At 37.6% G+C, this 26,214-nt stretch carries 24 protein-coding genes; 15 read left to right on the plus strand and 9 right to left on the minus strand.

Features of this window, described 5'->3' with window-relative positions; genetic code table 11:
* Positions 1–18 precede the first annotated feature (18 nt).
* From lepB to JOC48_RS09660, 7 genes are all read left to right on the plus strand, one after another.
* Positions 19–567, plus strand: coding sequence for a signal peptidase I (gene lepB, locus JOC48_RS09630; RefSeq protein ID WP_204499122.1), 549 nt, complete (start codon positions 19–21; stop codon positions 565–567).
* Between the two features lie 171 nt (positions 568–738).
* Complete coding sequence (locus JOC48_RS09635) at positions 739–1,329, plus strand: CBO0543 family protein (protein ID WP_338024267.1); 591 nt, start codon at positions 739–741, stop codon at positions 1,327–1,329.
* Positions 1,330–1,555: 226 nt separating this feature from the next.
* Positions 1,556–3,064 carry a glycoside hydrolase family 43 protein gene (locus JOC48_RS09640; RefSeq protein ID WP_204499126.1) on the plus strand — a complete coding sequence of 503 codons (1,509 nt, stop codon included), beginning with the start codon at positions 1,556–1,558 and terminating at the stop codon, positions 3,062–3,064.
* Positions 3,065–3,285: 221 nt separating this feature from the next.
* Positions 3,286–3,849: a hypothetical protein gene (locus JOC48_RS09645; RefSeq protein WP_204499128.1), complete on the plus strand. Its 564-nt coding sequence runs from the start codon at positions 3,286–3,288 to the stop codon at positions 3,847–3,849.
* A gap of 43 nt (positions 3,850–3,892) precedes the next feature.
* Entirely contained in the window at positions 3,893–4,282 is a 390-nt protein-coding gene (locus JOC48_RS09650; protein ID WP_204499131.1) for a thiol-disulfide oxidoreductase DCC family protein, read from the plus strand.
* Positions 4,283–4,529: 247 nt separating this feature from the next.
* On the plus strand, positions 4,530–6,815 hold the full coding sequence (locus JOC48_RS09655) for a PepSY1/2 domain-containing protein (protein WP_204499133.1): 2,286 nt from the start codon (positions 4,530–4,532) through the stop codon (positions 6,813–6,815).
* Between the two features lie 332 nt (positions 6,816–7,147).
* A complete protein-coding gene (locus JOC48_RS09660) occupies positions 7,148–8,098 on the plus strand; it encodes an arabinan endo-1,5-alpha-L-arabinosidase (RefSeq protein WP_204499135.1) in 951 nt (316 codons plus the stop codon).
* A 224-nt stretch (positions 8,099–8,322) separates the two neighbouring features.
* On the opposite strand, the gene JOC48_RS09665 is transcribed toward JOC48_RS09660, so the two are convergent.
* The gene (locus JOC48_RS09665) at positions 8,323–9,105 is read right to left on the minus strand and encodes an SDR family NAD(P)-dependent oxidoreductase (protein WP_204499137.1); all 783 of its coding nucleotides are present in this window, start codon (positions 9,103–9,105) and stop codon (positions 8,323–8,325) included.
* 118 nt (positions 9,106–9,223) lie between these two features.
* Positions 9,224–10,366 carry an MFS transporter gene (locus JOC48_RS09670; protein WP_204499138.1) on the minus strand — a complete coding sequence of 381 codons (1,143 nt, stop codon included), beginning with the start codon at positions 10,364–10,366 and terminating at the stop codon, positions 9,224–9,226.
* An 80-nt stretch (positions 10,367–10,446) separates the two neighbouring features.
* Between JOC48_RS09670 and addB the strand changes: the two genes are divergently transcribed.
* The 3 genes from addB to JOC48_RS09685 all read left to right on the plus strand — a co-directional run bounded on the left by addB (position 10,447) and on the right by JOC48_RS09685 (position 18,156).
* The gene (gene addB / locus JOC48_RS09675) at positions 10,447–13,944 is read left to right on the plus strand and encodes a helicase-exonuclease AddAB subunit AddB (RefSeq protein WP_204499139.1); all 3,498 of its coding nucleotides are present in this window, start codon (positions 10,447–10,449) and stop codon (positions 13,942–13,944) included.
* Positions 13,937–17,665 (plus strand): helicase-exonuclease AddAB subunit AddA, encoded by a 3,729-nt coding sequence (addA, locus tag JOC48_RS09680; RefSeq protein ID WP_204499140.1) that lies wholly within the window; start codon positions 13,937–13,939, stop codon positions 17,663–17,665. The genes addB and addA overlap by 8 nt, the downstream gene beginning before the upstream one ends.
* Positions 17,666–17,823: 158 nt before the next feature.
* Positions 17,824–18,156, plus strand: a complete 333-nt coding sequence (locus JOC48_RS09685; protein ID WP_204499141.1) for a PadR family transcriptional regulator — start codon at positions 17,824–17,826, stop codon at positions 18,154–18,156.
* Between the two features lie 96 nt (positions 18,157–18,252).
* Here JOC48_RS09685 and JOC48_RS09690 read toward each other — a convergent pair whose 3' ends face one another.
* The 7 genes from JOC48_RS09690 to JOC48_RS09720 form a co-directional block, all read right to left on the minus strand.
* Entirely contained in the window at positions 18,253–18,471 is a 219-nt protein-coding gene (locus JOC48_RS09690) for a spore germination protein (RefSeq protein WP_204499143.1), read from the minus strand.
* 41 nt (positions 18,472–18,512) lie between these two features.
* A complete protein-coding gene (locus JOC48_RS09695) occupies positions 18,513–18,731 on the minus strand; it encodes a spore germination protein (protein WP_204499145.1) in 219 nt (72 codons plus the stop codon).
* Positions 18,732–18,800: 69 nt separating this feature from the next.
* On the minus strand, positions 18,801–19,163 hold the full coding sequence (locus JOC48_RS09700) for a spore germination protein GerPE (protein WP_204499147.1): 363 nt from the start codon (positions 19,161–19,163) through the stop codon (positions 18,801–18,803).
* 3 nt (positions 19,164–19,166) lie between these two features.
* The gene (locus tag JOC48_RS09705) at positions 19,167–19,373 is read right to left on the minus strand and encodes a spore gernimation protein GerPD (RefSeq protein WP_204499150.1); all 207 of its coding nucleotides are present in this window, start codon (positions 19,371–19,373) and stop codon (positions 19,167–19,169) included.
* Positions 19,370–19,954, minus strand: coding sequence for a spore germination protein GerPC (gerPC, locus tag JOC48_RS09710; protein ID WP_204499152.1), 585 nt, complete (start codon positions 19,952–19,954; stop codon positions 19,370–19,372). The genes JOC48_RS09705 and gerPC overlap by 4 nt, the downstream gene beginning before the upstream one ends.
* Positions 19,955–20,022: 68 nt before the next feature.
* The gene (locus JOC48_RS09715; protein WP_204499153.1) at positions 20,023–20,235 is read right to left on the minus strand and encodes a spore germination protein GerPB; all 213 of its coding nucleotides are present in this window, start codon (positions 20,233–20,235) and stop codon (positions 20,023–20,025) included.
* Between the two features lie 12 nt (positions 20,236–20,247).
* A complete protein-coding gene (locus tag JOC48_RS09720; RefSeq protein WP_204499154.1) occupies positions 20,248–20,466 on the minus strand; it encodes a spore germination protein in 219 nt (72 codons plus the stop codon).
* 165 nt (positions 20,467–20,631) lie between these two features.
* Here JOC48_RS09720 and JOC48_RS09725 point away from each other — a divergent pair, with 165 nt between their 5' ends.
* The 5 genes from JOC48_RS09725 (at position 20,632) to asnB (ending at position 26,011) form a co-directional block, all read left to right on the plus strand.
* On the plus strand, positions 20,632–21,828 hold the full coding sequence (locus tag JOC48_RS09725; protein WP_204499155.1) for a DUF418 domain-containing protein: 1,197 nt from the start codon (positions 20,632–20,634) through the stop codon (positions 21,826–21,828).
* Entirely contained in the window at positions 21,825–23,033 is a 1,209-nt protein-coding gene (locus tag JOC48_RS09730; RefSeq protein ID WP_204499156.1) for a DUF2157 domain-containing protein, read from the plus strand. Before JOC48_RS09725 ends, JOC48_RS09730 begins: the two co-directional genes overlap by 4 nt.
* A complete protein-coding gene (locus JOC48_RS09735) occupies positions 23,030–23,545 on the plus strand; it encodes a GDYXXLXY domain-containing protein (RefSeq protein WP_204499157.1) in 516 nt (171 codons plus the stop codon). Before JOC48_RS09730 ends, JOC48_RS09735 begins: the two co-directional genes overlap by 4 nt.
* 110 nt (positions 23,546–23,655) lie before the next feature.
* Positions 23,656–24,027, plus strand: coding sequence for a DUF1516 family protein (locus JOC48_RS09740; RefSeq protein WP_204499160.1), 372 nt, complete (start codon positions 23,656–23,658; stop codon positions 24,025–24,027).
* A 136-nt stretch (positions 24,028–24,163) separates the two neighbouring features.
* Positions 24,164–26,011, plus strand: a complete 1,848-nt coding sequence (asnB, locus tag JOC48_RS09745; RefSeq protein ID WP_204499162.1) for an asparagine synthase (glutamine-hydrolyzing) — start codon at positions 24,164–24,166, stop codon at positions 26,009–26,011.
* Positions 26,012–26,214 lie beyond the last annotated feature (203 nt).

Raw genomic sequence — 26,214 nt, forward strand, 5'->3', positions numbered from 1 at the left:
CCTTTGGAGGAAAAAATTATGAAAAAGGTAAAAGTTTGGTCGATCATTCGGGTGGTAACCATTGCGGTGCTGTTAGCTGTATTTTTTCGTTCTTATTTATTTGCCAGTTATGTAGTGGATGGTAAATCAATGGAACCTACATTGTATGACGGAAACCTACTAATGGTAAACAAAGTGATTTACGGCATTAAAGATATCAGCAGGTTTGATGTGATTGTATTTCATGCGAATGAAGAAGAAGATTATGTAAAACGTGTAATTGGTCAACCAGGAGACCATATTGAATATAAAGATGATCAATTGTATTTAAATGGGGATGCAATAGAAGAAAGGTATTTAGATCCTTATCGCACAAACGATGGCGAGTTGCTAACGAACGACTTCACATTAGAGGAAGTTACCGGTGAAATGCAAGTCCCTGAGGGAAAGATATTTGTGATGGGGGATAACCGTAGAGAGAGTTTGGATAGCAGGGCGTTTGGTTTTGTTAATATAGAAACGGTTGTAGGCAAAGTTGATGTTCGGTATTGGCCATTCTCAGAATTAGCCATTAATTTTGTGAAGTAAATACATTTAGATGAAAGAGTGAACCCCAGTGTGTGGATTCTCTCTTTTTTTATTTCTTTTCTAAATCTTTCTCTGAAAAGGAATCACATTGATGCAGCTAAAAAGTGGGATTACATATTTTGTAAGAACCGAGGGAAACTAGTATTAAGAATACATATAAAGGAGTAATATATGAAACAGAAACTCGGGCTTAAACATACAATCTTAATACTAAGTATTTTAGTGTTTAATATTTTCGGGAAAACATGGCGGCTTTTTCCGAAGCATTACAAAAGTTTAGCATACGTTAGTTTCATAAATGTATTCTATTATTATTTGTGTAGAAGACACCTTGTTTGGGAATTTACCCCAATGGGTTTCAATTGGAAGTTATTAAGAGCAGCTCATGTGATTATTGTAACACCATTATTGGTTCTTTTATTTTTATCTAAGTATCCAAAATCATTGTTAGAGAGAATCGCGCATATTATTAAATGGGTTTTGGGGGCTAGTTCCGTTGAATACGTTGTACATAAACAAAAAATGATTCAGTATAAGCATGGTTGGAACATTTTTTGGTCTAGTCTAATCTATTTAATGATGTTTGTGTACAGCTCTTTATTTACAAAAAGACCATTGTTAACTTGTTTTCTTACTGTTTGTTCGATCGTATTTTTTATTTCAAAATTTAAACTACCTATAAAGAGTAAGCATCCATTTTCACGCAGAATAGACATGCTTGTTGACTCTTTTTATCATTCATTTTTAGAAGATATATTTTAATAATAATCTAAGTATCTGTTTTCTCAACATGTTCATTTCCATTTGGCATTATGTCAAAAATATACTAGATATCATATCCTGTAACAGAGCGGAAAAATGAAGAATGCATTGTTTATAAGGGAGAGTAACTATACAATGGGAAGTGGTTAGAAAACCTTCTCGATTAAAGTACACCCAATATGAGGAGTCCTTTAAAATACATAGAAAAAGGAGATTTAATATTTTAATGAGTAAAAGCCTTTTAACCAATCCTATTTTTTGGTCGGATGTCCCCGATGTAGACGTCATAAGAGTTGGAACAGTTTATTATATGGTTAGTACGAGTATGCATTCCATGCCAGGTTGTCCAATTATGAAATCTGAAAATTTAGCTGATTGGGAGATTATTGGATATGTGTATAATACTTTAGAGGATAATAATGCCCATAATTTATTGGATGGAAAAGGTATCTATGGACAAGGGCAATGGGCCACAAGCTTACGTTATCATAAAGATACTTTCTACCTTTGCTTTTCAAGTAATGATATGGGGCAGTTTTACGTGTATCAAACAAAGGATATTGAAAGCGGTAAATGGAAGCGCTCTACTATAGAAGGTATCTATCATGATCCGGCTTTACTATTTGATGAAGATAGAGTGTTTGTGATCTATGGCTGTGGAGATATTCGTATTACTGAATTGAAGGAAGATTTAACAGCAGTAAAACCTGGTGGCGTAAATCAATTATTGTTGGAAACGCCAAAAGAAGGGATAGGCCTGCGGTGTGAAGGGTGCCATGCTTATAAACTAAATGGCTATTATTATTTATTGTTCATTGAATGGCCAACAGAGGGAAATAAGCGAAGAAGACAAATAGCTTACCGATCAACCGAGCTTTTAGGAGAATATGAGCGTAAAGTGATATTTGATGATGATATGGGTTACCAGAATAAAGGAATTGCACAAGGAGCCATTTTTGATACGGACGAGCATGAGTGGTATGCAATGTTGTTCCAAGACCATGATGCTGTTGGCCGTATTCCTTATGTTTTACCGGTTACCTGGGAGGACGGCTGGCCGATGATAGGAATAGACGGAAAGGCGCCAAAAGAGTTTGAAGTTAACCTGCCTGCTTCTTCTCGTAAGCCGTTAGTCATCAGTGATGAGTTTAATTATAACGAAAATAAGCTTGCATTCAATTGGCAGTGGAATCATAATCCAGATAATGCGCTATGGTCATTCACGAAACGACCAGGATATCTGCGCTTGGAAACAGGCTATTTAACAAACAGTATTCTACAAGCACGTAATACGTTAACTCAAAGAACGGAAGGTCCAACTTGTTCGGGAACAACCATGATGGATATTTCAAGCATGAAACCGGGTGATCATGCCGGATTGGTTGCACTTCAGAATAGCTTTGGAACCGTTGGGGTTGAAGTTGCGGAAAGCGGAGAAACCTATGTAACCATGTCTGTAAATGATGGAAATGGTGGGGAAGAAATAGTAGAAAAGAATCTTTTTGAAGGAAATCATATGTATGTAAAGATAGATTTTAATTTTAAGGATAGTATAGACAGCGCGAAATTTTACTATTCAGAAAATGGAGATGAATGGTATAAAATTGGTAATGACCTGCAAATGAAGTATACGCTAGATCATTTTATGGGCTACCGTATTGGCTTGTTTAATTATGCGACTACGCAAATTGGTGGTCATGTTGATTTTGCTTATTTCCATTATGTGAAAAAATAGTGTGAAGAATAAAGGACCGGGCAGTTTTGTCCGGTTTTTTCCTTATTCCACATTTTAAAGAATCTAGTAATCCTTTTCTGCTTTCACAATGCAGAAAAACATGAATTGGAACTTTATGTTTACTTATACGTTTAAATTGGGAACCTTTTAATGGAAGAGACGTAGAATTCAATAGGATAGGATTCTTCATGTTTTATGGCAAAATGAGGAGTTAAAATTATATGAAGCAAAGTTTCTTAGACCAATTTTATACAGTTGACCCAGTTTCGGGTGACTATATCATCGAAATTGCTTTAAAGGATTATGATGAAGTATTTAATACCTGGGATTCTTCTGTCTACAATATCAGAGATTTGGACTCCAGTCTAAAGTCTTTTCTGGAAGAATTTTCGTATGAGATTGATTCCCGAAATAAAATAAAATTGATTTTTGTTATGCAAGATGAAAAAAAAGATAATAAAATGGAAAAAAGCATAGAAACCGGTGTTCGTAATTATTTTAATTATCGTTATTTTTTAATAACCAAGCAAACGAAGAAAAATAGAAAAAAATCGGTCATTTATATTTTGATATCTATGATGTTTACAATAGTGTCTACCTATTTTCAGGTTTCAGAAGAAAATAAGCTTATTCAAGAACTCATTTCACTGAATTTAACGGTAGGTGGTTGGGTCTTTCTATGGGAAGCATTCTCACTCCTATTTATGCAAAGTGGTAACTTATCAAAGCGAAGAAAACATTACAAAAGAATTGTATCCGCACCGATTGTATTTAGATACCATTAGAACAAATAATTCAGCTGTTGTTCCAAGGGGGAAGGAGATTGATATGGATAGGATAATTTTATTTGATGGAGAGTGTAATTTTTGTGATAAAAGTGTTCAGTTTATAATCAAAAGAGATCCTGAAGCATACTTCAAATTTGCCTCCTTGCAAAGTGATGTTGGAAAAAAGCTGATGAAACAATATAATGCTCCAGAAGATATTGATAGTTTCGTTCTAATAGAGAATAACAAGTACTATCTTAAATCTTCGGCAGCCCTTCGAGTTTGCAAGCATTTAAAAGGCTTGTGGAAATTCCCTTATTTTTTCTTGGCAGTACCAGTACCTATTAGAGACTTCTTTTATGAAATTATTGCCCAAAATCGATATAAATGGTTTGGAAAAAAAGAAAGTTGTATGTTGCCTTCTCCAGAAGAGAGAAAACGATTCTTATAGAGGGTGTTCATAAAGTCACCAAACGATAAGCGGCGCATCTCTATTCGTTGGCTCGTACTTCTGTCCTCAGAAGCTTCGTCGTCTCGACCTGCTTGCTTCTAATTTACCGACTATTTGATCACGCACTTATCACACAGCACAATGTCATAGCAGATTTTTTGTGTGGTTAATTTTGTATTTATTTGGTAAAAATTGGAGTGTTTTATGTTATACTAATTAAAGTTGACAAAAAGGGGGAATTTTACATATGGAATGGAAAAAGGTAAGTATACTTACACTTTCCTCTGCAATTGCCTTTGGTGGAATGGCACCAATTGCCAATGCAGCAGAATCAGTAACAACCGATTCAGAATCAATTCAATTCGAGCAAGGGGATGGGACGAGTAACAGTAGTTCATCCGTAGAAGAAACGGAAGCTTCCGTCTCAATTGAAGAGCTAGTTTCAAGAATAAAGGAAATTTTTCCTGAGAAGTTCGGGTCAGCCTCTGAAGAAGATTTTCGTCTAGAATTTACCCCGTACTACCCAGAAGAAGAACAAGATATTGAGAGATTTAGAGTTTCCTATTTCCCGCGCTCAACGAATAATCCAACACATGCAAGTTTTGAGTTTGTTGGTGAAGACCTTGAGCTTTCCCATTTCTACTACAATCCTGAGAATCGATCAGATGCACTTTTCCCGCCGAAAGTATCCGAAGAGGACGCAGCAAAGCTAGCAGCGGCATTTATTGAGGAAGTGAATCCAAGCGGAAGCTATGAGTTGAACGAAGATGCAAATAGGTACTATCACAACAGGAACCTTCCTTTAACAGAGCCAATTGAATACCGGTTTACCTTTGATAAGCTGAAGGATGGTATACCTGTTCAAAGTCAAACTGCCTCCGTTACCGTCTTAGGTAATGGTGAAATTACACAGTTTAATGGACCACGTCAAAGCGGTGATGAAGAATATGAAGCTGCTACAGGATTGCTATCAAAAGACGTTGTTTTAAACCAATTAAAAGAGGACCTAGCTATTGAATTGCAATACATGATCAGACTAAATTATGAGACACGTGAAAGAACTGCCTATTTAACGTACCGTGAAATACCAGCGGTACAAGGAATATCAGCAAAAGATGGAAAATATAAAATGAACGGCGAATATGTTGACGAGTTTTCAGAAGAGGTAGAGATTAAGATGCTTACAGCCGATAAGAAGTCTGCAGATCCTATTACTAAAGATGAGGCGAAGGAGTTAGCTAAAAAACTCCTTGAAACCGACGAAGAAGGGACAACCCTCCATATTGAAGGAGTAATGGAACGAGAAAACCCTGATGGTACAGAGGTTTATGAGATTCGGTATATGTATCGCACAGGCAATAGTGGTCACGGGTCATCGATCGAAATAAAAAAAGATACCGGTGAGCTTCTTAGATTCTCAGCTTCAAGAAACTATAATCCTAATGAAGAAGTAGATGAGAATGTTTCAATGGAAGAAGCAGTAGAAATTGCTGTCGATTATATTGAATCTTATGCCTACACAAATATGGATGAGTATGCCTATCCTATTACTTCTAACAATGTTATTTATGGGAGAAGTGATCGGCACTACTTTTCGTTTCCGCGTGTAAAGGACGGGCTAATCGTTGCTGGTGATAGTATCAATGTCGGTATCTCGAAGGAAGATGGCAGTCTAGTGTCATTAAATGTCAATCGCAGTGAAGTCGATGAATGGCCTGCTGTTGAGGATGCCGTAAGCAAAGAAACAGCGCTAGAAGCTATTAAAGGAAATATCGATTTGAAATTGTATTACGTTGATGAACGAAGAAATGGAAAAACAGATACAGAGACCCAAACATTGCAGTATAAACTCAACTACCTTAGAGATGATAATAGAGAGCCATCCTTCTATAATGCAGTTTCAGGAGAATGGGAAAGCAGTGATCCTTATGGCAGACAAGAAAGTCCGAATGAGGACATTCACATCAGTCACCCATGGGCTGAAGAAGAGCTTAACTTCATGATTAACAACAACATTATAACCGTTGAGGATCCAGAAACCTTTAATGGCGATAAAATTTTAACAAAGGGCGAAGCGTTAGAAATCCTGTCTAAATCTCTTACTCGAATCTATCAAAGCCCATACGCAGAAAATAGAGAAGAGAGTCCGTTTACAAACATAGATAGTGAACACCCGCTATACGATGTTATTGTTCGTTCAGTGGAGACAGGTATCTTATCGACGGATGAGGGAACATTTGGTGTGGATGAAAACTTAACACGTGAAAACCTTTCTTATTGGTATATTCGTGCACTTGGCCTTGATGCAGTAGCAAAACGCCATGAAATTTTCAATTACAATTTTAATGATGTGAATCAGATTAGTGGCAAATATAGAGGATATGTCGTACTTGCTGAATCGTTAGGCCTTCTTACTAAAAACGATGAAAATAATTTCAGGCCACAAAATAAAATCACCTATGCACAGATAGCGATAGCTAATTTAAGACTAGCAAAGCTCATTACATCGGAAGATTTCGAGCTGATTAACTGATTTTTAAAAGAGGCAGTCTTTTGGCAACGGTTCAGTGATCAAAGAGAAAACAATAAAACCGCATTCGAATTAGGGTACAAATCGCACGTCGATTAGTACCCTAATTTTCACGTTATGAAAGTAAAAATTTAATTTTAGCAGAGAAGTAATTCAGGGTAGTCAAAATTTATACTTAAGTTAACGGTCAGTTATCTGTGAGAAGGAGATTGCACCTTTTCTATTGAAATAGTAGAGGAGGATATTTGAAAAATAAATGATTAAGACATAAGAAAACAACTATTCACACTCAAGGGTAGGCATTTTACTAAAAGGATTCGAAGGGAGAAAGTCTTATGTTTAATACAGAAGCTTTTGAAAGCGTTGACTTTTACGAGATTGACTGGAATCTGAAAGGTCAATTATGGGCACACGATCCTGTGTTTTCTAAAGAGGGGGATCGCTGGTATATATTTCATACTGGTAAAGGAGTGCAAATGAAATCGTCAGAAGATGGAGCTAACTGGAAGGCGGAAGGTTCGATTTTTCCAAGCTTACCGAAGTGGTGTAAAGCGTATGTACCTGAAAAAGAAGATGAGAGTCTTTGGGCTCCGGATATTTCTCTTTATAATGGTGTTTACTATTTATATTATTCCGTTTCTACATTCGGAAAGAATACGTCTGCAATCGGTTTAGTAACAAATACAACGCTTGACCCGAACCATCCAGATTATGGCTGGAAAGATAAGGGGCATGTGATTCATTCAACAGCTGAAGATAATTATAATGCGATTGATCCTAATTTGATTGTTGATCATCAAGGCCAGCCTTGGTTAAATTTCGGCTCCTTCTGGTCAGGTAATAAATTGATTAAATTGGATCCAAAAACGATGAAGCCTCAGGAAGGTGCAGAACTCTTGTCCATCTCCAGTCGAACAGAACAGCCTAATACGATTGAAGCGCCTTTCATCGTGTATCGTAACGGCTATTATTATCAATTTGTATCACATGATTTCTGCTGCCGGGGCGTAGATAGTACATACAATATTGTCGTTGGACGATCAAAGGATATCACAGGACCATATATGGATAAAGCTGGAGTCTCCATGATGGAGGGAGGCGGAACGTTGATTGATGCTGGGGATAATCGTTGGATAGGACCTGGTCATTGTGCCGTTTACTTCTCCGGTGATGGTGAATCCTCTATTCTTGTCAATCATGCCTATGATGCCTTGAATGAAGGGAAGCCGACATTACAAATAAGACCTTTGTATTGGGATAAGGATTGGCCTTACTTAAAAAAGTAACAGTCATTGTATGGTAATTTATCATATTAAAAGTAAAGTATATGATTTCTATATTTTGGAGAAATAGTAGGGGCCGGAATCTATTCCTAAGTGGCAATATGACTACGGTTTACTTATACTTTCAACCGATTCATCCTAATTATGAACGTGAAAATGGCTCAGAATCTACTGAGACATTTTCACGTTCTTTTTACCTTGTCCTAAAAAGCAATAGCAATGATGGATTAAATTGCAGCACCTTTTCCTCCATCAATGTTTACAGATGTACCTGTGACATAAGAAGCGGCATCTGATGAAAGAAAAGTGATTACTTTAGCAGCTTCTTCTGTATTTCCAATTCGACCTAATGGAATCCCGTGGCCAGGATCACTAGAAAACTCTTCCCATGTCTTATCGGGAGCAACTTTTTTCCACATTTTTTCAATCTGATCACTTCGAATTAATCCGATACATACGGTATTAACCCTAATTTGATCAGAGGCTAGATCCTTACTCATTGCTTTGGTGAGAGCTAAACCAGCTGCACGACTTACATTTGTTGGTAAGCCTGAAGCAGGAGGTGTTTTTGCAGAGGAAGTAGTAATATTAACAATCGAACCCCCGCCAACTTCTTTTATGTAAGGAAGTGCATATCTTGAGCAGTGGATAGCTCCAAATAATTTTAAATCCAAGTCTTCTTTCCATAAAGCGGTTTCAACTTGTTCAAAGGGTTTTGCATTAGCTGTTCCTGCATTATTAATGACAATATCTAACCGTCCAAAGTGTTCAGCTGTTTTAACTACGGCATGTTTACAATCGTCTTCTTTCGTTACATCTGCTTGAATTGGCAAGACCTCAGTACCTGTTTTTTCTGTAATATATGCAGCAGCCTTTTGTAAACCTTCTTCGTTTCGTGCGATGATCGCAACTTTTGCTCCTTCATATGCTAAATGAAGAGACGTTTCTAAGCCAATCCCTTTACTACCTCCAGTAATCATTGCTACTTTTCCAGTTAAACCTAAATCCATAACCCCTAACCCCTTTCTACTTTTAGATTAATACTATTATAACAAAAGAATAAAATTTCCGAATAGGGAAGTGGAAACTGGAATAGTTGAACAAAACGAACATTTGTTCTATAATGGTTTATATATCATTTTGTGGTAATCGAAAAGTAACAAGACAAAGGATGAGAAAAACAACTGGAATGAACATGGTTATCATCGTAAACGAGAATACGGAAGCTAATGTCGATCCTAGGCTAGCGCCAACTAACAGAACAAAAGAATAAACAGCTACGGCGGTTGATCGATGTGATCTTGCATTTTTTCCTACTAATAAGACGACCATTGGTATGGATAACGATGTAGAAGTGATCATCATTAGTGAAGCAAATAATACGGTTACCACATGTAAGGAAATAAGCACAGGTATAAACCCAATCACCATTAATATAAGTTGAATCCTCAATATATATATCGCTCCAAAATGTGTCATTAGTTTACTGGCATAAAACGCTGGTATAATACCAACTAAGCTAATAATACGAAACAATTGTAAGGAAAAAGGGAAATCACTCCACTCGCGATAGATGAAAATTTCAAAGGAACCATAAAATAGCATAATCGTAAATAGTAGGAAAAAGGCAATAACGTAAAGCTTTTGTAATGTTTGCTGTTTAAAACATGATAAAATGGAAGTAAAGCAATCTTTTATTTGAGATGTTTGCTTGGGCTCAGAAGCTTGTAATGTAGTAGACAAACCAATAAAACAAGTAATATAAAAGCAAAAAAATGCAACAAAAACTGCTTGGTAGGAAAATAAAGCAGCAAAAAAACTAGAAACCATTTGTCCGAATACACCAGCAAATAAAAAACCTGTATTAACCATTGCAATAACAAATGCCTGCAGCTTTCCCTCAAAGTGCTTAAAACAATAGGCAAATGTAACAGGTGCAAAGCTTGCAGCAAAAAAACCCTGTAACCCTCGGAGGAAGACAACGGTATGGATCGTATTACTTGTCATCAATATTCCGGTGACCAAACAAAGAAAGGCCATACCAGTAAGCAGTATACTCCGTAATGGAAATTTTTCTGCTAGTATACCGAATACTAGTAGGCCACATGCGTAAAGTAGGACAAATAAGGTACTAGAAAGAGATACGAATGATAAGGAGACATGATACATATCAGCCAGTTGTGGTTGAAGTGGTATCATCACATAAATACTACTTGCTATAAAAATAGAACAATAGATGAATATACTAGCTGTCAATCGTTGCTGTGACATGACCTCACCTCAGATATAGCTGGTTAATTCACTATATGAAACAAATAGACAAATGTGCAATAAAGAGGAGGAATCTTACTATGGGGATTCGGTTTTTGGTTGGTAAGGCAGGTGCAGATAAAAGCACGCGATTTTTAGAAGAAATTAAGGAAAAATTGATGGCAGAGCCCCATGGTGCCCCAATCATTTATATCGTTCCAGATCAAATGACGTTTCAGCAAGAATATGCGCTATTAAAGGATAAAAATATCCATGGAAGTATCCGAGCACAAGTATTTAGTTTTTCTCGATTAGCATGGCGTGTCCTTCAAGAAACAGGTGGAGGAACAAGAAAATTTATTAGCTCTACTGGGATCCAGATGATGCTTCGGAAAATTACAGAAGAACGAAGCTCAGAATGGAAAGTGTTTCAAAAAGCGATTGAAAAGCAAGGCTTTATGGACCAATTGGAGTCTATGATTACCGAGTTTAAAAGATACCGAATTACACCAGAGTTACTAGCAACCCAACTGGAGAACATGGACAATTTTCAGCATAAATATCAGGGAGAAATCGGCTTAAGGAACAAGCTGGATGATCTCTATTATATTTATGAAAAGCTAGTTTTTGCTTTAAAGGATACGTATATTGATAGTGAAGATCAGCTCCAACTTTTAGCAAACAAAATAGAAGATGCAGATTTCTTAGATGGAGCAGAAATTTATTTGGACGGATTTCATCGTTTCACCCCCCAGGAGCTGTTAGTGGTCGAAGCGTTACTGAAAAAGGTGAAGGATGTATCCGTAACGTTGACGCTGGACCAACCAGACGATCATGATATATCGGAATTAGACTTATTTTGTCAAACGAAAGAATCGTATCAGATGCTGACTGAATTAGCAAAGCAGAACGATATTCCGATCAAGGAAACGATTCTAATCGATGAGGAAGAAGGAATGTTTCGGGATCGACCATATTTTGCTCATCTGGAAAAATATTTTGATACGAGACCTGCTCCTAAATATGAAGGCGATGTTCCAATACAAATCGCCCAGGCTGTTCATCCGAGGGCAGAGGTAGAAGGGGTTGCCCAGGAAATCCTTCACCTTGTACGAGAAGAAAATTATCGCTATAAGGATATTGCTATTTTAATTAGACAAACCGATGTGTACCATGATTTGATTGATACGGTATTCAGTGACTACGGTATTCCAGTGTTTATTGATGAGAAGCGAACGATGATGAACCACCCGCTCATAGAGTTAATCCGGTCTGGTTTAGATGTTGTTACGGGTAACTGGCGCTATGACGCCGTATTCCGTTTATTAAAAACAGGGTTCATTCCTACCACCAATTCAAAATATTCGTTAAATGATGAAGCTATTGATGAATTGGAGAATTACGTGCTCGAATATGGTGTCCGTGGAAGAAGTCGCTGGCTGAGTGAGTTAGAGTGGGTGTTTCAACGTTTCCGCGGCTTTAATCAGGCTTCACAAACGGATCAAGAAAAAGAAGTACAACAGCGAATTAATTTATATCGATTTCAAGTTGCCGATGCGTTGCGATCGTTTGATGAACAAATAAGACAAGCATCCACAATCAAAGAAAAGGCTTCTGTTTTGTTTGAGTGGTTGGAGTCGATTGGTGTTCCCCAGCAGCTGGAGCAAATACGGGATGAGTTGGATGAGCAAGGAAGAATTGAACGCGGACGGGAGCAAGAACAGGTATGGGATGCTGTCATTCAGTTGTTGGATGAAATGGTAGAAGTAGTTGGGGATGAAGAGATGTCACTCGAAATCTTCCAATCAACATTGGAAACTGGATTTGAATCGTTGAAATTTGCTCATGTTCCACCGAGTATGGACCACGTTGTGACAGGTTCCATTGATCGTTCCAGAATAGGCGGAGTGAAGTGCGCGTTTTTACTTGGTGTTAACGAAGGAATATGGCCGATGAAGCCTTCCTCAGATGGAATGATTTCTGAGGAAGAAAGGGAATTGTTAGCTGACCATGGACTCCAGCTTGCTGACGGTAGTAAACGTCAATTATTAGATGATTGGTTTTATGTCTATTTGGCTTTCAATGTGGCAAAGGATAAGCTATGGATTAGTTATCCACTTAGCGATGAAGAGGGAAAGTCAAAGGTCCCATCGCAATTATTGAAAAGAATCGAAGACTTATTCCCAAATTGTCATCATTTATTGCTTCAAGATGCCGAGGAAATGCTGGATGCAGACCGGTTTGTAACAACACCAATCAAAACAAGATCTGCACTAACGGCACAATTAGCACGAAATCTTAGAGGCTATCCAATTCATGATATTTGGTGGAATGTGTTGAATTGGTATATTACCCATCGTACAAAGAATGGAACGACAAATCGAATTCTTCAGAGCTTGTTTTATAAAAATACATCGACGAATCTATCCGAGGAAACAGTGAACGAGATTTATCCGAAGCAAATAAAAGCGAGTGTTTCCAGGTTGGAAATGTACCACCGTTGTTCGTATCAGCATTTTGTTCGCTATAGTTTAGGCTTGGAAAATCGTCGTTTATATAAGCTTGATGCACCGGATATTGGGCAGCTTTTTCATGAAGCGTTGAAAAAAATTACCGAATGGGTGCAGCAGGAGGGAAAAGATTTTTCCGAAATCTATCATGACGACTCCAAAGCATATGCACAAAGAGCCATTCAAAGCCTTGCGTCTGTTTTACAGCATCAAATTCTGCATAGCTCGAACCGTTATCAGTATATTCAACAAAAGTTACAAAATATCGTTGCCAGAGCTACGTATGTCTTAAGTGAACAGTCACGAAAGAGTCAATTTTCTCCGGTTGGTCTGGAATTAGGTTTTGGTACAGGTGAAAACAACCTTTCACCGACCACGTTAGAACTACCAAACGGTTTTGAACTAATGCTGAGGGGAAGAATTGATCGGGTTGATAAAGCAATGAACCAGGACAATTTGTTTCTACGAATTATAGATTATAAATCTAGCTCAAAAGGGTTAAATATGAGCGAAGTCTATTATGGGCTAACCCTACAAATGTTAGCTTACTTAGACGTTGTATTGGCAAATGCCGAAAAATGGTTAGGGATGAAAGCAAGTCCTGCTGGAGTTTTATACTTCCACGTTCATAATCCAATGATTTCGGGAAACAAAAAGCTTGATGATACAACGATTGAGAAGGAGTTATTTAAAAAGTTTAAAATGCAAGGTTTATTAGTCGAGGATGAAGATATCGTTAAAATGATGGATACAAGCTTAGATAGTGGCTCGAGTCAAATTGTTCCAGCCGGTTTAAAAAAGGATGGAGAATTCCGTAAAGGCTCAAATACCGCACAAGTGGAAACCTTTTATCAACTGCAAGGATACATCCGAGAGTTGATGGCACAAGCGGGTATGGATATTACGGCAGGTCATGTGCATTTAAATCCTTATCAGCAAAAGCAGCAAACAGCCTGTACGTATTGTGATTTCCGGTCCGTTTGTCAGTTTGATCCTACGCTTGAGGAGAACAACTTCCGACGCTTACAGGAATTAAAGGATGACGATGTTCTAGACGCAATTGCTCGAAGGGGGGATAAAGATGCCTAAGTGGACGAAGGAACAAGAGGAAGCTATTTATGCATGTGGTAGTGACATTTTAGTGGCAGCAGCTGCGGGGTCTGGAAAAACAGCTGTCCTCGTTGAACGAATTATTCAGAAATTACTAAATCGCGAAAATCCCGTCGATATTGATTCCTTGTTAGTTGTTACGTTTACGAATGCTGCAGCTCAAGAAATGCGGAATCGAGTAGGGGAAGCATTGGAAAAAGCCTTAGATGCAAATCCAGATTCGATTCATTTGAAGAAGCAGTTATCTTTACTACAACGGGCGTCGATTTCAACCCTTCACTCTTTCTGTATGGATTTAGTTCGACGTTACGCGTATTTATTGGATATAGATCCGAGCTTTCGTATTGCAGATGACGTGGAAGCAGATATGATTCGTCAAGAAGTATTGGAGGATTTGTTCGAAAAATGGTACGGCAAGGAAGGCGACGAACAAGAAGCCTTTTTTGCTGTCGTTGACCGGTTCTCTAATGATCGAAGTGATTTAGATGTAGAGGAACTAATTTCAAAATTATATGATTTTGCTATGCAAAACCCATCACCTGACGTTTGGTTAGAAGCGATGACAAGTATGTACGATGTCACAGAGGAGGAAGATGAGTCATCGATTGAGTGGTTACGTATTTTAAAAAGAGAAGTGGCCAGTCAGTTGGATGCAATGGAAGCAGAAGCGAGCGCGGCCATGGATCTGACGAAAGAAAGCGATGGACCGTATCACTATGCGGAAGCGATTGAAGCGGATTTTGAGTTGATTTATCAGGCTAAGGCAGCATTACAATTCTCGTGGGACGAGGTTCAAGCTGTCTTTTCAGAAGGTTCATTTAAAGCTTTATCCAGAAAAAAAGTGGACTGTGACGATGCAAAAAAGGAAAAAGTAAAAGCATTAAGAAACAGCTACAAAAAACGCTGGAATGACCTTGCTGGAGATTGGTTTTCACGCAAGTTATCCTCCTATTTAGAGGATATGAGAAGTTTGTACCCTACGATTAAGCAATTAACGGTTCTTGTAAAAGAATTTAGACAGGAATACACAAAGTTAAAAAAGGAAAAAGCGTTAGTAGATTTCTCAGACTTAGAGCACCATGCATTGAATATTTTGCTTGATGATACATCGACACCTGATATGAACAAGCCTTCCGCGGTTGCTTTGGAAATGCGAAAGAATTATACAGAAATATTAGTTGACGAGTATCAAGACACAAACTTAGTCCAAGAAACATTAATATCGCTTATTTCGGATCAAGAAGGAAACGGCAATATGTTTATGGTTGGTGATGTGAAACAAAGCATTTACCGTTTTCGCCATGCAGAGCCTTCGTTATTTATTGAAAAATATAAACGATTTTCTGATCAGGACAACCCTGGAAAACGAATTGATCTAGCGAGAAATTTTCGAAGCAGAGGTCAAGTGTTATCTGCAACCAATTATGTATTCAGGCAACTGCTAAATGAAGAGGTTGGTGAAATTGACTACGATCAAGATGCTGAATTAATTTACGCCAACAACATTTATGATCAGATAGTTTTAAATGATGCAGATGCAGAACTCGTGATTATTGATCGAGAGGCTCAAGAAGATGATCCAACTGATAATAAAGAAGAAGAGAATTTTCAAGATCTTGAGAAAGCGCAAATCGAAGCTAGAGCGTATGGTGACATGATTAAAAAATGGATTGGTCATCAAGACGATGCGCCTATGCAAGTAGTTGATAAAGGAACAGGGACACAACGTGATTTGCAATACCGTGATATCGTTATTTTACTTCGTTCGATGACGTGGGCACCAACCATTACAGAAGAATTAAAACAGCAAGGAATTCCTGTTTATGCAGAGCTATCGACAGGTTATTTTGAAGCAATTGAAATTAAGGTTATGCTCAGCCTGTTAAAGGTAATTGATAATCCAAAGCAGGATATCCCATTGGCATCTGTCCTGCGATCCCCAATCGTTGGGCTAAATGAAGAGGATTTAACCCAAGTTCGCCTTGCGAAGAGACGTGCTCCTTATTATGATGCATTAACTACGTTTGTTAAGCAGTCAGAAGACAATGAGAAAACGCAAAAGGTTGTGCAGTTTTTTGAGCAGTTAAAAGATTGGCGCAAAAGATCACGACAAGGATCACTCTCTGAGTTGATTTGGCATATATACCGTGAAACAGGCTACTATGATTTTGTCGGTGGTATCCCTGGTGGAAGACAGCGCCAAGCAAATCTTCGGGCCCTGTACGATCGAGCAAGAACGTATGAAGCTACTTCATTCCGTGGCTTGTTTCGATTTTTACGATTTATTGAAAGGATGGAAGAGAAGGGTGACGATTTAGGTGCTGCGAGAGCTTTAGGGGAGCAAGAAGATGTTGTTCGAATTATGACGATTCATAAAAGTAAAGGTCTTGAATTCCCTGTCGTTATTTTAGGAGCAATGGATAAGCAATTTAACCAACAGGATTTGCGTCAAAAATATCTCCTCCATAAAGATCTTGGATTCGGTAGTAAATTTATTGATCCGGAAAAACGAATCGTTTATCCGACTTTAGCTTTTCATGCTTTAAAAAAAGAAAAGCAGCGTGAACTATGGGCTGAGGAAATGAGAGTACTATATGTAGCCTTAACACGAGCAAAAGAAAAATTAGTAATGGTTGGTAATGTCGCTTCATTCGAGAAGAAGCAAGAAAAGTGGCAAGAGGTTATTGAACACCAAGATTGGGTGCTGCCAGCCCATTACCGATTAGAATCAAAAACCTATCTTGATTGGGTTGGACCGGCCTTAATTCGCCACCAACAGGGGGAAGCATTACGAACAATTGATGTTAGTACACTAATTCCGGAGACAATTCGCGAGGATCCTTCAAGGTGGAAAGTCCAGCTTATGCATGGAAGTCAGTTTGCTAATAGAACAGAGCTCGAAGAAAAGCAGGAAAAGAATTTAAAGCAATCCATCCAGCAATGGGAACCAGTCCCTACTACGGTTGATGAGCTTGATGAAAAAGTGCAAAAACGACTATCGTATAGGTACCCATATAAGGATGCATCTGTGTATCGAGCGAAACAAACGGTAACGGAAATTAAACGTCAACAAGAAGTTAAAGATGAATATAGTGATTCTCAGCTCGTACAAACGTATCAAGCACCAATTATCAAACGTCCTAAGTTTCTCCAAAAAGAAAAAAAGCTAACGGCAGCTGAAAAAGGTAGTGCCATGCACGCTGTCATGCAGCACTTACCGTTCACCAAAAAATGGAGTGCATTTGAAATAAGTGAATTTGTACAGCATATGGTTGTCAAAGAGATTCTTACGCAAGAAGAAGCAGACGTCATTGATGTAAATGCTATTGAACAATTTTTTGAAACGGATATAGGTGAACATGTCATTCAATCGACAAATGTCCACCGTGAGGTTCCGTTTAGCTTCACACTAAAAGCAGATGAGGTTTATCATGATTGGCAGCAAAATACGGAGGAAAGAGTGTTAATTCAAGGTGTGATTGACTGTCTCATTCCTTATGAGGATGGCTGGATTTTACTAGATTATAAAACAGACACGATTTATGGTGATATTTCAGCTGATACAAAAAAACGTTTAGGCAGCCGTTATGAGGTACAACTAGATCTTTATGCAAAAGCATTAGAAGAAATATGGAAGCAACCCGTAAAGCAAAAATATTTATATTTCTTCGATAAGGCATTATTAATAGAATGTTCTTGATGAATGAAACGAGGCTGTCCCAAAAGTAAAGGGACAGCCTCGTTTCAATATCAGTAAAAGTAGATAAAAAGTAAAGGTTTTCATATTTGCTTGTTGCAATCTATTTCACTCTAGGTTAAGATGTGTTCAGTACCTTTTTATTCTAGGTAGGTGATAATATGTTTAATCGTGAACTTGTCAAAGGCAGCACATCCTTACTCGTTCTTCAATTATTAAAAGAACGAGATATGTATGGCTATGAGCTTGTGAAGGAAATGGATAAGCGAAGTGATCACAATTTTACCATAAAAGAAGGGACACTATATCCAGCTCTACATAAATTAGAAAAGCAGGACTACATTAAATGTTATTGGCAAAACCAAACAAAAGGGCCAGCACGTAAATATTACCGCATTACCCCAGAAGGACAATATATTTTGAAAGAAAAAACAAATGAGTGGTATCGATATGTTCAAGTAATGAATCAATTAATCCGGAGGAATGAGTCATGAGTGCTGCCTACAGGGTAGAGTTGGAAAATTAATCACTCTATATAAAAAAAGAAGCTGATTCATGAAGATCCTCTTTTGAATCAGCTTCTTTTCGTTTTATGCATTTCCACTAACAATCTGATCGACAGCATCTGGATCAAGTGTATTGGTGGCATTTAAGCCATTGTTCGTGTTAATAAAATCACCAGTATTAAATGAACCTGATCCAGCAGCAGTTTTGCTTGCGCTTTTCGGTGATAAATAAAAGCTATCACCGAAATTAACGACACCTCCACCAACACTGTTGATCTTAATTGGTCCAACGATTGACGGCATTAGAAAACACCTCTTTTGTAGTTTCGGAGTGCTTATTCCATTTAAGCATTTCCTCCAACTATTTGGTCGACAGCGTCTGGATCTAAAGAGTTTGTAGCATTAGCGCCATTATTTGTCATGGTGAAGTCACCGGTATTAAAGGCACCTGAACCAGCAGCAGTCTTTGATGCACTTTTCGGAGAAAGGTAAAAGCTATCACCGAAGTTTATCACTCCACCGTCCACACTACTAATTTTTAATGGTCCTACGACTGATGGCATAGAAAACACCTTCTTATCTAAAATAGAAGTTACGTTTACTGTTTATTATATGGTGCATCGATTGGATTGTTACTCTTCTAGAATACGAATGTGTTTAATTCTAGCGTTTGCATCAATATGATTTAGGCTTCCTATTTGGGCGAGGGAAGAAGTAGATACACCAAGGATATCGACATTATTTACATGTATGTTTTTCTTATGATGATGTACATGCTGATTGACTATTCTTTTTATTGGATAATGAGTGTATTTACGATCGAAAATGTCATACTTTTCAAATGGAAATACATCAGATTCCACGCCGCCTTCTTTTTGAACTGCAAGTACATTAGCTTCCGGTGTGAAGTGAGACGAGTCACCAATTTCAAAGATGGAACTTATGGTTACGGAATGAATTTTAATGTTTTTTGTATAAGAAGTACGTTTATTCATGATTTACTCCCCACCAGTTTCATCATTATTGTTTCGAATACTAAGTGGTACCAAAGACTCTCCTACAATGTAAGATTCAGGAGGTGTGTCAAAAAAAGATGTTAATTGAATCGTTTCATTATCTCCTATTAAAAAAACAGAGGATGAGGAAACCCCTGTAATATCAACATTACCAACATTCAGTTCCCAGTTATGAACTTCATAATTCATTCGTTATTCTCCTTTTTTCGTTCATTTTCAAAAAATTGTCTTAGTGAATATTCTATTTCTTTTTTTACTTGTTCATAAATATAGTTAAAGGAATTTCTGCTTTCCTGATTATTTATATTTTTTTCATAATAAGCAATTCGGTCAGGTAATTGTTTCCGAACATCATTTAATAGCAATTGCTCGTAGGATTGGTTGACTGGATACGCAAACTCATTTGCTAATTGCTGAATGATTTTTGGGCACTCTCTTGTTACATACTGGTCCAGCTGCTCCATTAATTGCTGGGAAGGGGGTGGCTTTTGCTGTTGAATCGGATGCTTAGGTAAATGGTTCAAAGACATATCATCTATCTTTCCAAGGTCTTCAGGACTAAGTCCAATATGGAGAGAGCCATCTAATCGTTCAATTTTTAGTTGGTCAAAATGATATTCTATTTTTTCAATGGTGGTGTGGTTTTTAGAAGATTCATTGTTTTCGATCTTGGAGAGACGATTTTCGAGATCTCTTACTCTGTTTTCTTGTTGCTGCATATATTCCTGCATTTGTCTCATGTATTCATACCAAGAATTTGAGTAATCCATATGGAAACCTCCTCCTAGGCTATGACCTAATTATTTTTTATTTTATGCAAAATCGAATAAGATGTGATTTAAGCAGTAGGAGGAGCAAGTGGTACAAGTATTTCTGGACTAATTCCTTGTGGTTCTGCTTCCTCAGCTAATTCCGTATAACCACCAGTATTATAAAGGTTTGACTGAGATTGGATGTGACCTGCACTACCAATTTGTAGTACCGAAGAATTCGTAACACTCCCGACTTTAAGCATATGAATGCAGATTGACTGGTGTACAGTTAGATTCATCGATGACCACCTCTAAGTTCCGCTAATGATTTGGTCAAAATTATCTTTGTCATATACATTTGTGCTGGAATAATCTAGTTCAACACGAATTCCATCACCGGTATTAAACGAACCGCCGCCAGCAAAAGTCTTTGCCTGTGCATACGGGCTCATGCCATAAACATCGCCAATATTAAAAATACTCGCTGCATCTATAGTTATTACTTTTACTGCTCCTACAATCGCAGGCATAACGATTCCTCCTTTACAATAGTTTATGAGTATAACTTTGTTTTGTTCATGTTAAATAGGTAACTTGGTTCAGAAATTTTTCCCTTGAACCACCAGTCATTAGTATATATTTTTCCAATTATGAGCTACAATGGCGATAAGTGAGAAAAGTGAGGAGGGAACCGGATGGACCAGGCAGGTACACCACTTTCTGAGAGTCAACGGTTGGACTGGATTGATGCAGCGAGGGGATTTGCTATTTTAGGTATCTTTATGGTGAATGTGCCTGCATTTAATGCTCCTTTTTTCCTTTATGGAGGGGAACAGGATTATTGGACAAATTCGATTGATCATGTGACACAGAACTTTATTGACGTGTTTTTTCAAGCGAGCTTTTATTCCCTATTTTCCTTTTTATTTGGTTTTGGAATCCAAGTAATTGTGGATAAATGGAAAGCAAGACAACGCAAGTGCAATCAACTGATTTTTCGAAGATTGATGATTCTAATTGGTTTTGGTCTTATCCATGCATTCTTGATTTGGCATGGAGATATATTACTTTCCTATGGTTTGATCGGGTTGTTCTTATTATTGTTTTTTAAAAGAAAAAATCAAACACTGGCTAGTTGGGCTTTTGGTTTACTACTGATTCCTACTTTTCTTTATTCAGGTTTGTTATATATGGTTCGAGATCAACTAGACTGGGTAAATCATGAAGCAATTGCCAGTTCTTTTGAAAACTATGGCAACGGGTCAATAGTAGATATTTGGCAACAAAATTATCAGGATTGGATCTATTCAAACGGATGGATTAGTCTTATTTTATTAATCACGAATATACTTCCTTTATTTTTGATTGGAATGGTAATCGCGCGTAAACGATGGTTACATGATATTAAACGATACCAAGGTATCTTAAAAAAGCTCTGGGTGATCACCTTTGTTATTTTTATTGCTGTCAAAGCAGGTCCATACCTTTTTGGAAATCCTACTTGGTTTACGTTCTTTCAAGATCGTGTAGGTGGTTCAGCTTCTGCACTGTTTTATGTAGTAACCATTACTTTATGCTTTCAATCTAATCGGATAAAAAAGGGCTTATACCCACTGACTTATGTAGGAAGAATGTCCTTGTCTAATTATATTTTTCAATCAATCGTTAATGTCATATTGTACTACTCCGTTGGTTTTGGGCTTTATGGAAAACTAAGTCCATTTTGGAGTGTATGGGTTGTGCTTGCTATTTTCATTATCCAACTATTTTTAAGTAAATGGTGGTTGAGGCATTACAGGTTTGGTCCTTTGGAATGGTTATGGAGAAGGTGGACATATCAAAAATCACTAGTAAATAGTCGTAAGAAACGAAAGGCGGTTGAACAGGGATGAGGCGTAAAAGATTGCAAAAGGAAACAAGAGAATGGGTGAACGAAGGGATTATATCCTCTGAGCAAGAGGCGATGATTCTTAATCGCTATTTAAATAAAAATAGGCACTTTCTATTAATCATTTTTGCCAGTTTATTTATTGGTCTAGGGTTTTTAACGTTTATCGCATCCAACTGGTCGTTCATTCCAGCGTATGGGAAGATGGCGATTATCTTGTGTTCGATGCTTGCTTTCTATCTATCTGGTGAATATGTATATCGAAAAAAATCGACAATGGTAGGAATGAGTCTTATCATAATTGGGCTATTAATATTTGGTGCAGGAATTTTCCTAACCGGTCAAATGTACCATTATACGTATGCTCAAGCAACTCCTTTTGTTATTTGGTCATTGGCTAGTTTTTTTCTATTTGTTGCTTATCAGCATGCACCTATTTTTGTTGTAGCGATAGTGATTACAACCGTTGGTCAGCTTTATAGTGCGTTTACGTTCCATTCCTTTAATGTATGGTTATGTTTCTTATTATTGCTTGCATTTGGTCATTATACTTATCATCAAGCCAGGTATTTGTATAGTTATCTATTTGCCGCTAGTTTCGTGATACAGTCCCTGGTTTTTATCGGGGTAGAGCGATCTGAATATTACTGGCTTTTAATATTTATGTTCCTTTTATATATTATTGGAGATGTTTCCAAAAAAGTGGTGATTCACGAAGCGTTTCGAGCAGTTAGCTTATTGAGCCTGTTTGTTTTAGCAATTGTACACGTATTTATTCTTGGTGAGGACTTTTTCTTTTATGAAGATAGAGAATTTAACTTGTTCTTTATGATTGTTTGGTCTCTTTTGTTTGTTGCCTTTATTACCTTAAAGGTCGCATTCAAACAATACAACCATTTAACGGAACTAGCCCTCTTTTTGCCAGTCTTTTATATCGCTTTTGGAGATATGGTGGCTATGCTTTGTTTGTTTATTTTTTCATTAGGCCTGCTGATCAATGGATATCAGGAGGAAAACAATAATCTGATTATGTTTGGAACTGGCGCATTTTTAATAAGTACACTAATTGCTTATGTTCACATCGCTTGGGCATTCTTAGATAAATCGTTATTCTTTTTTATCGGAGGAATTATATTGTTTGCTTTCAGTTACTTCTTGGAACGAAAGAGAAGGATGGTTAGGAAGTCCAAAGGGGGAGCAGGCAAATGAGAAGGAAGCGTGTTTTGTTTTTTGTTGTCGTGGTCTTACAATGTCTATTCTTATTAGGAATGGTATGTTCGTACTATCTTATCGATGACTTCGGTAAAACGATTCAATTAAAAACGGTACCAGTTGATCCACAAGATATTTTTTATGGAGACTATATCATTTTGAGGTATGAAATCGAAGAAATAGATCGTGCGAAGTGGACTGGAACAGAGGAACCTTCCTATCATGAACGTATTTTTACATTAGTAGCTGATGATAATGGTGATGGGATTTATCAGGTCATTCAAGCGTCTTCCGAGGAAATGATTGCTGATGCCGGTCAAGTCGTGTTAGAAGGAAGGTATGAGTATCAGGATATGCACGAAGGAACTTACTTTGTAGACTATGGCTTAGGTCGATATTACATTGAAGATAATACTGGAGAAAGATATGAGCGATCAGGTGAATTAATTGTGTCCGTTGCGGTTGCACCATGGGGGCAGAAAAAAATTGTAACGGTTGAACCGGAGTAACGACACAGGATTGTTAAACTTTTATTCATGAAATTGAAGTGAAAAAATGGTATGATAGGCTTGGTTACAGCTACTAGATGTTTTTAATGAAAAAATAGGAGGAAGATAAGGTGACACATTTACATATCACTGCATGGGTGCTGGCATTTATTTTATTTGGTCTATCATTCATGTTCTATAGGCAGAAGAGTGAAAAACCAGGAAAAATACTGCATATGATTTTACGACTGGATTATTTACTAATTCTATACTCGGGTGGAGAATTGTTGATGGAGTACTTCACATTAAACACGATGTTAGGTGAAGTAATCGTTAAAAGTTTCGCCGGTTTATGGGTGATTGCGGCAATGGAATTGTCCTTAGTAAAAGTATCAAAGGATAAACCAGCAAAAAGCTTTTTGGTACAGCTTGGTATTGCATTTGTATTGGTGCTCGTGCTTGGTTTTGGTCGTTTGCCAATGGGTGTACTGCCAGTGGGCTAACATATAGTTAAAAAGGATGGCGTGTCATGGGGCACGTCTTTTTTGTTCCTTTCCAATCATTTTTTCACACCCTGGGCACTTTCATCATATTGATATATAGTGTCGTACCAAACATGAAAGGGTGTTGATTTACACTATGTGCGGAATTACAGGCTGGATAGATTTTAAACGAGATTTAAATAAAGAGATAGCGAATATAAGAAAAATGTCAAATGCGATTCAACATCGTGGTCCTGACGAGTTTAACGAATGGATTTCTTCTCATGTTGCATTCGGCCATCAACGCCTGATTGTTGTGGATCCTGAGGGTGGAAAACAGCCGATGAAATGTGTGAAGGATCATTTAAATTATGTGTTGGTTTATAATGGGGAGCTTTATAATACAGAAGATTTAAGAAGAGAGCTACTTACAAAAGGTTGGACATTCGACTCTCATTCAGATACGGAAGTACTTTTAAAAAGCTATATCGAGTGGGGAGAATCAAGTGTAGAAAAGCTAAATGGTATTTTTGCGTATGCCATTTGGGATCCGAAAAAAGAGCAGCTATTTATGGCGAGAGATCGATTAGGGGTAAAGCCTTTATTTTATACAGAAAAAGATGGAGGGCTTTTATTCGCTTCTGAGTTGAAATCACTATTGGCAAATGATGAGATTGAACCGATTCTAGATCAGGAAGGGTTAAGTGAAATATTAGCACTTGGTCCATCACGTACACCAGGTCATGGTGTGTTCAAAGGTATCAACGAATTAAGGGCGGCACACGTAGGAATCTTTGATAAAAATGGTTTTCGAACACGAAGGTATTGGAATGTTATAAGTACAGCTCATACCGATGATTTGGAAGAAACAGCAGACATGGTTCATTATCTATTAACAGATGCTGTAGAAAGACAGCTGGTTTCCGACGTGCCATTGGGAACATTTTTATCAGGTGGAGTCGACTCGAGTGCAATTACAGCCATCGCTTCTAATTATTTAAAACGACATGGCAGAGAAAAATTAAGTACTTTTTCAATTGATTATGTAGATAACGATAAATACTTCAAGAAAAGTTCTTTTCAACCGAATAGTGATAAGGATTTTATCTGGAAAATGGTCGATGCATATGGTACCGAGCATCACAACTTTGTGATTGATAATAAGACTTTAGCTGATTTATTAAAAGAAGCGGTTGAATATCGAGACTTACCGGGAATGGCGGATGTCGATTCATCCTTGCTATGGTTCTGTCGTAAAACAAAGGAAGAAGTAACGGTAGCGTTGTCTGGTGAATGTGCGGATGAGATTTTTGGAGGTTATCCTTGGTTTTATCGTGAAGAGGATCTTAATAGAGAAGGTTTCCCGTGGATCCGTTCATCAGAAGTTAGAAGATCCTTGTTAACTGATGAATGGAAGCAGAAGCTTGATTTACGGGGCTATATGCTCAAGCGTTATCAAGAAACGATAGATGAGACACCAGAGTATGAAGGTGACAATGACATCCAACGACAACGAAGACAAATGTTCTATCTTAATATGCACTGGTTTATGCCAACTTTATTAGATCGAAAAGATCGTATGAGTATGGGAGCTAGCTTTGAGGCCCGTGTGCCATTTAGTGATCATCGTTTAGTAGAGTATGTATGGAACATTCCTTGGGAGATGAAAACGTATCGAGGCAATGAAAAAGGCATTTTAAGAAAAGCATTAGAAGGGTTATTGCCAAATGAAATTTTATATCGAAAAAAGAGCCCTTATCCCAAAACACACAATCCAGTTTATAAAAACACAGTAGTTGCATGGATGAATGAAATTTTAGAGGATCCAAACGCTCGTCTTTTTGAAATTTTTGATAAAGAGGAAATTCGTAAACTAGTGGAAAGTGAAGGTAAGGAAATGGAAGCACCTTGGTTTGGTCAGTTAATGACTGGTCCACAGCTGCTTGCACATTTAGGGCAAATTGATCACTGGTTACGGGCATATGATATTAAAATTGAACGGTAGATTTATATGAGCTGTCTGGTTTCAAGTGCTAACTTGGGATCAGACATTTTTTTCGTAAAATTGTCATACTTTTGGCAGGTTAAATCGTTTAAGATAAAGGTTGTGAGAATTTACGCATTGATTGGTGTAGAATGAGTGACTGGAGGGTTATGTTAATAAGGTTCAAAGAAGAAAGTTGGTCGTTGGAGGGAATTCAAGGAACG

Origin of the sequence: Aquibacillus albus, from assembly GCF_016908325.1 — a bacterium.
GTDB classification, from domain to species: domain Bacteria; phylum Bacillota; class Bacilli; order Bacillales; family Amphibacillaceae; genus Aquibacillus_A; species Aquibacillus_A albus.

Bases quoted from the DNA above. Each gene is read 5' to 3' on its own strand.
- JOC48_RS09715 (WP_204499153.1), bottom strand. From the start codon at position 20,235: ATGAATCTAACTGTACACCAGTCAATCTGCATTCATATGCTTAAAGTC.
- gerPC (WP_204499152.1), bottom strand. From the start codon at position 19,954: ATGGATTACTCAAATTCTTGGTATGAATACATGAGACAAATGCAGGAA.
- JOC48_RS09655 (WP_204499133.1), top strand. From the start codon at position 4,530: ATGGAATGGAAAAAGGTAAGTATACTTACACTTTCCTCTGCAATTGCC.
- JOC48_RS09735 (WP_204499157.1), top strand. From the start codon at position 23,030: ATGAGAAGGAAGCGTGTTTTGTTTTTTGTTGTCGTGGTCTTACAATGT.
- JOC48_RS09705 (WP_204499150.1), bottom strand. From the start codon at position 19,373: ATGAATTATGAAGTTCATAACTGGGAACTGAATGTTGGTAATGTTGAT.
- addA (WP_204499140.1), top strand. From the start codon at position 13,937: ATGCCTAAGTGGACGAAGGAACAAGAGGAAGCTATTTATGCATGTGGT.
- JOC48_RS09660 (WP_204499135.1), top strand. From the start codon at position 7,148: ATGTTTAATACAGAAGCTTTTGAAAGCGTTGACTTTTACGAGATTGAC.
- JOC48_RS09695 (WP_204499145.1), bottom strand. From the start codon at position 18,731: ATGCCATCAGTCGTAGGACCATTAAAAATTAGTAGTGTGGACGGTGGA.
- asnB (WP_204499162.1), top strand. From the start codon at position 24,164: ATGTGCGGAATTACAGGCTGGATAGATTTTAAACGAGATTTAAATAAA.
- JOC48_RS09645 (WP_204499128.1), top strand. From the start codon at position 3,286: ATGAAGCAAAGTTTCTTAGACCAATTTTATACAGTTGACCCAGTTTCG.
- JOC48_RS09650 (WP_204499131.1), top strand. From the start codon at position 3,893: ATGGATAGGATAATTTTATTTGATGGAGAGTGTAATTTTTGTGATAAA.
- JOC48_RS09670 (WP_204499138.1), bottom strand. From the start codon at position 10,366: ATGTCACAGCAACGATTGACAGCTAGTATATTCATCTATTGTTCTATT.
- JOC48_RS09685 (WP_204499141.1), top strand. From the start codon at position 17,824: ATGTTTAATCGTGAACTTGTCAAAGGCAGCACATCCTTACTCGTTCTT.
- JOC48_RS09690 (WP_204499143.1), bottom strand. From the start codon at position 18,471: ATGCCGTCAATCGTTGGACCAATTAAGATCAACAGTGTTGGTGGAGGT.
- JOC48_RS09730 (WP_204499156.1), top strand. From the start codon at position 21,825: ATGAGGCGTAAAAGATTGCAAAAGGAAACAAGAGAATGGGTGAACGAA.
- JOC48_RS09665 (WP_204499137.1), bottom strand. From the start codon at position 9,105: ATGGATTTAGGTTTAACTGGAAAAGTAGCAATGATTACTGGAGGTAGT.
- JOC48_RS09700 (WP_204499147.1), bottom strand. From the start codon at position 19,163: ATGAATAAACGTACTTCTTATACAAAAAACATTAAAATTCATTCCGTA.
- JOC48_RS09640 (WP_204499126.1), top strand. From the start codon at position 1,556: ATGAGTAAAAGCCTTTTAACCAATCCTATTTTTTGGTCGGATGTCCCC.
- JOC48_RS09720 (WP_204499154.1), bottom strand. From the start codon at position 20,466: ATGCCTGCGATTGTAGGAGCAGTAAAAGTAATAACTATAGATGCAGCG.
- addB (WP_204499139.1), top strand. From the start codon at position 10,447: ATGGGGATTCGGTTTTTGGTTGGTAAGGCAGGTGCAGATAAAAGCACG.
- lepB (WP_204499122.1), top strand. From the start codon at position 19: ATGAAAAAGGTAAAAGTTTGGTCGATCATTCGGGTGGTAACCATTGCG.
- JOC48_RS09635 (WP_338024267.1), top strand. From the start codon at position 739: ATGAAACAGAAACTCGGGCTTAAACATACAATCTTAATACTAAGTATT.
- JOC48_RS09725 (WP_204499155.1), top strand. From the start codon at position 20,632: ATGGACCAGGCAGGTACACCACTTTCTGAGAGTCAACGGTTGGACTGG.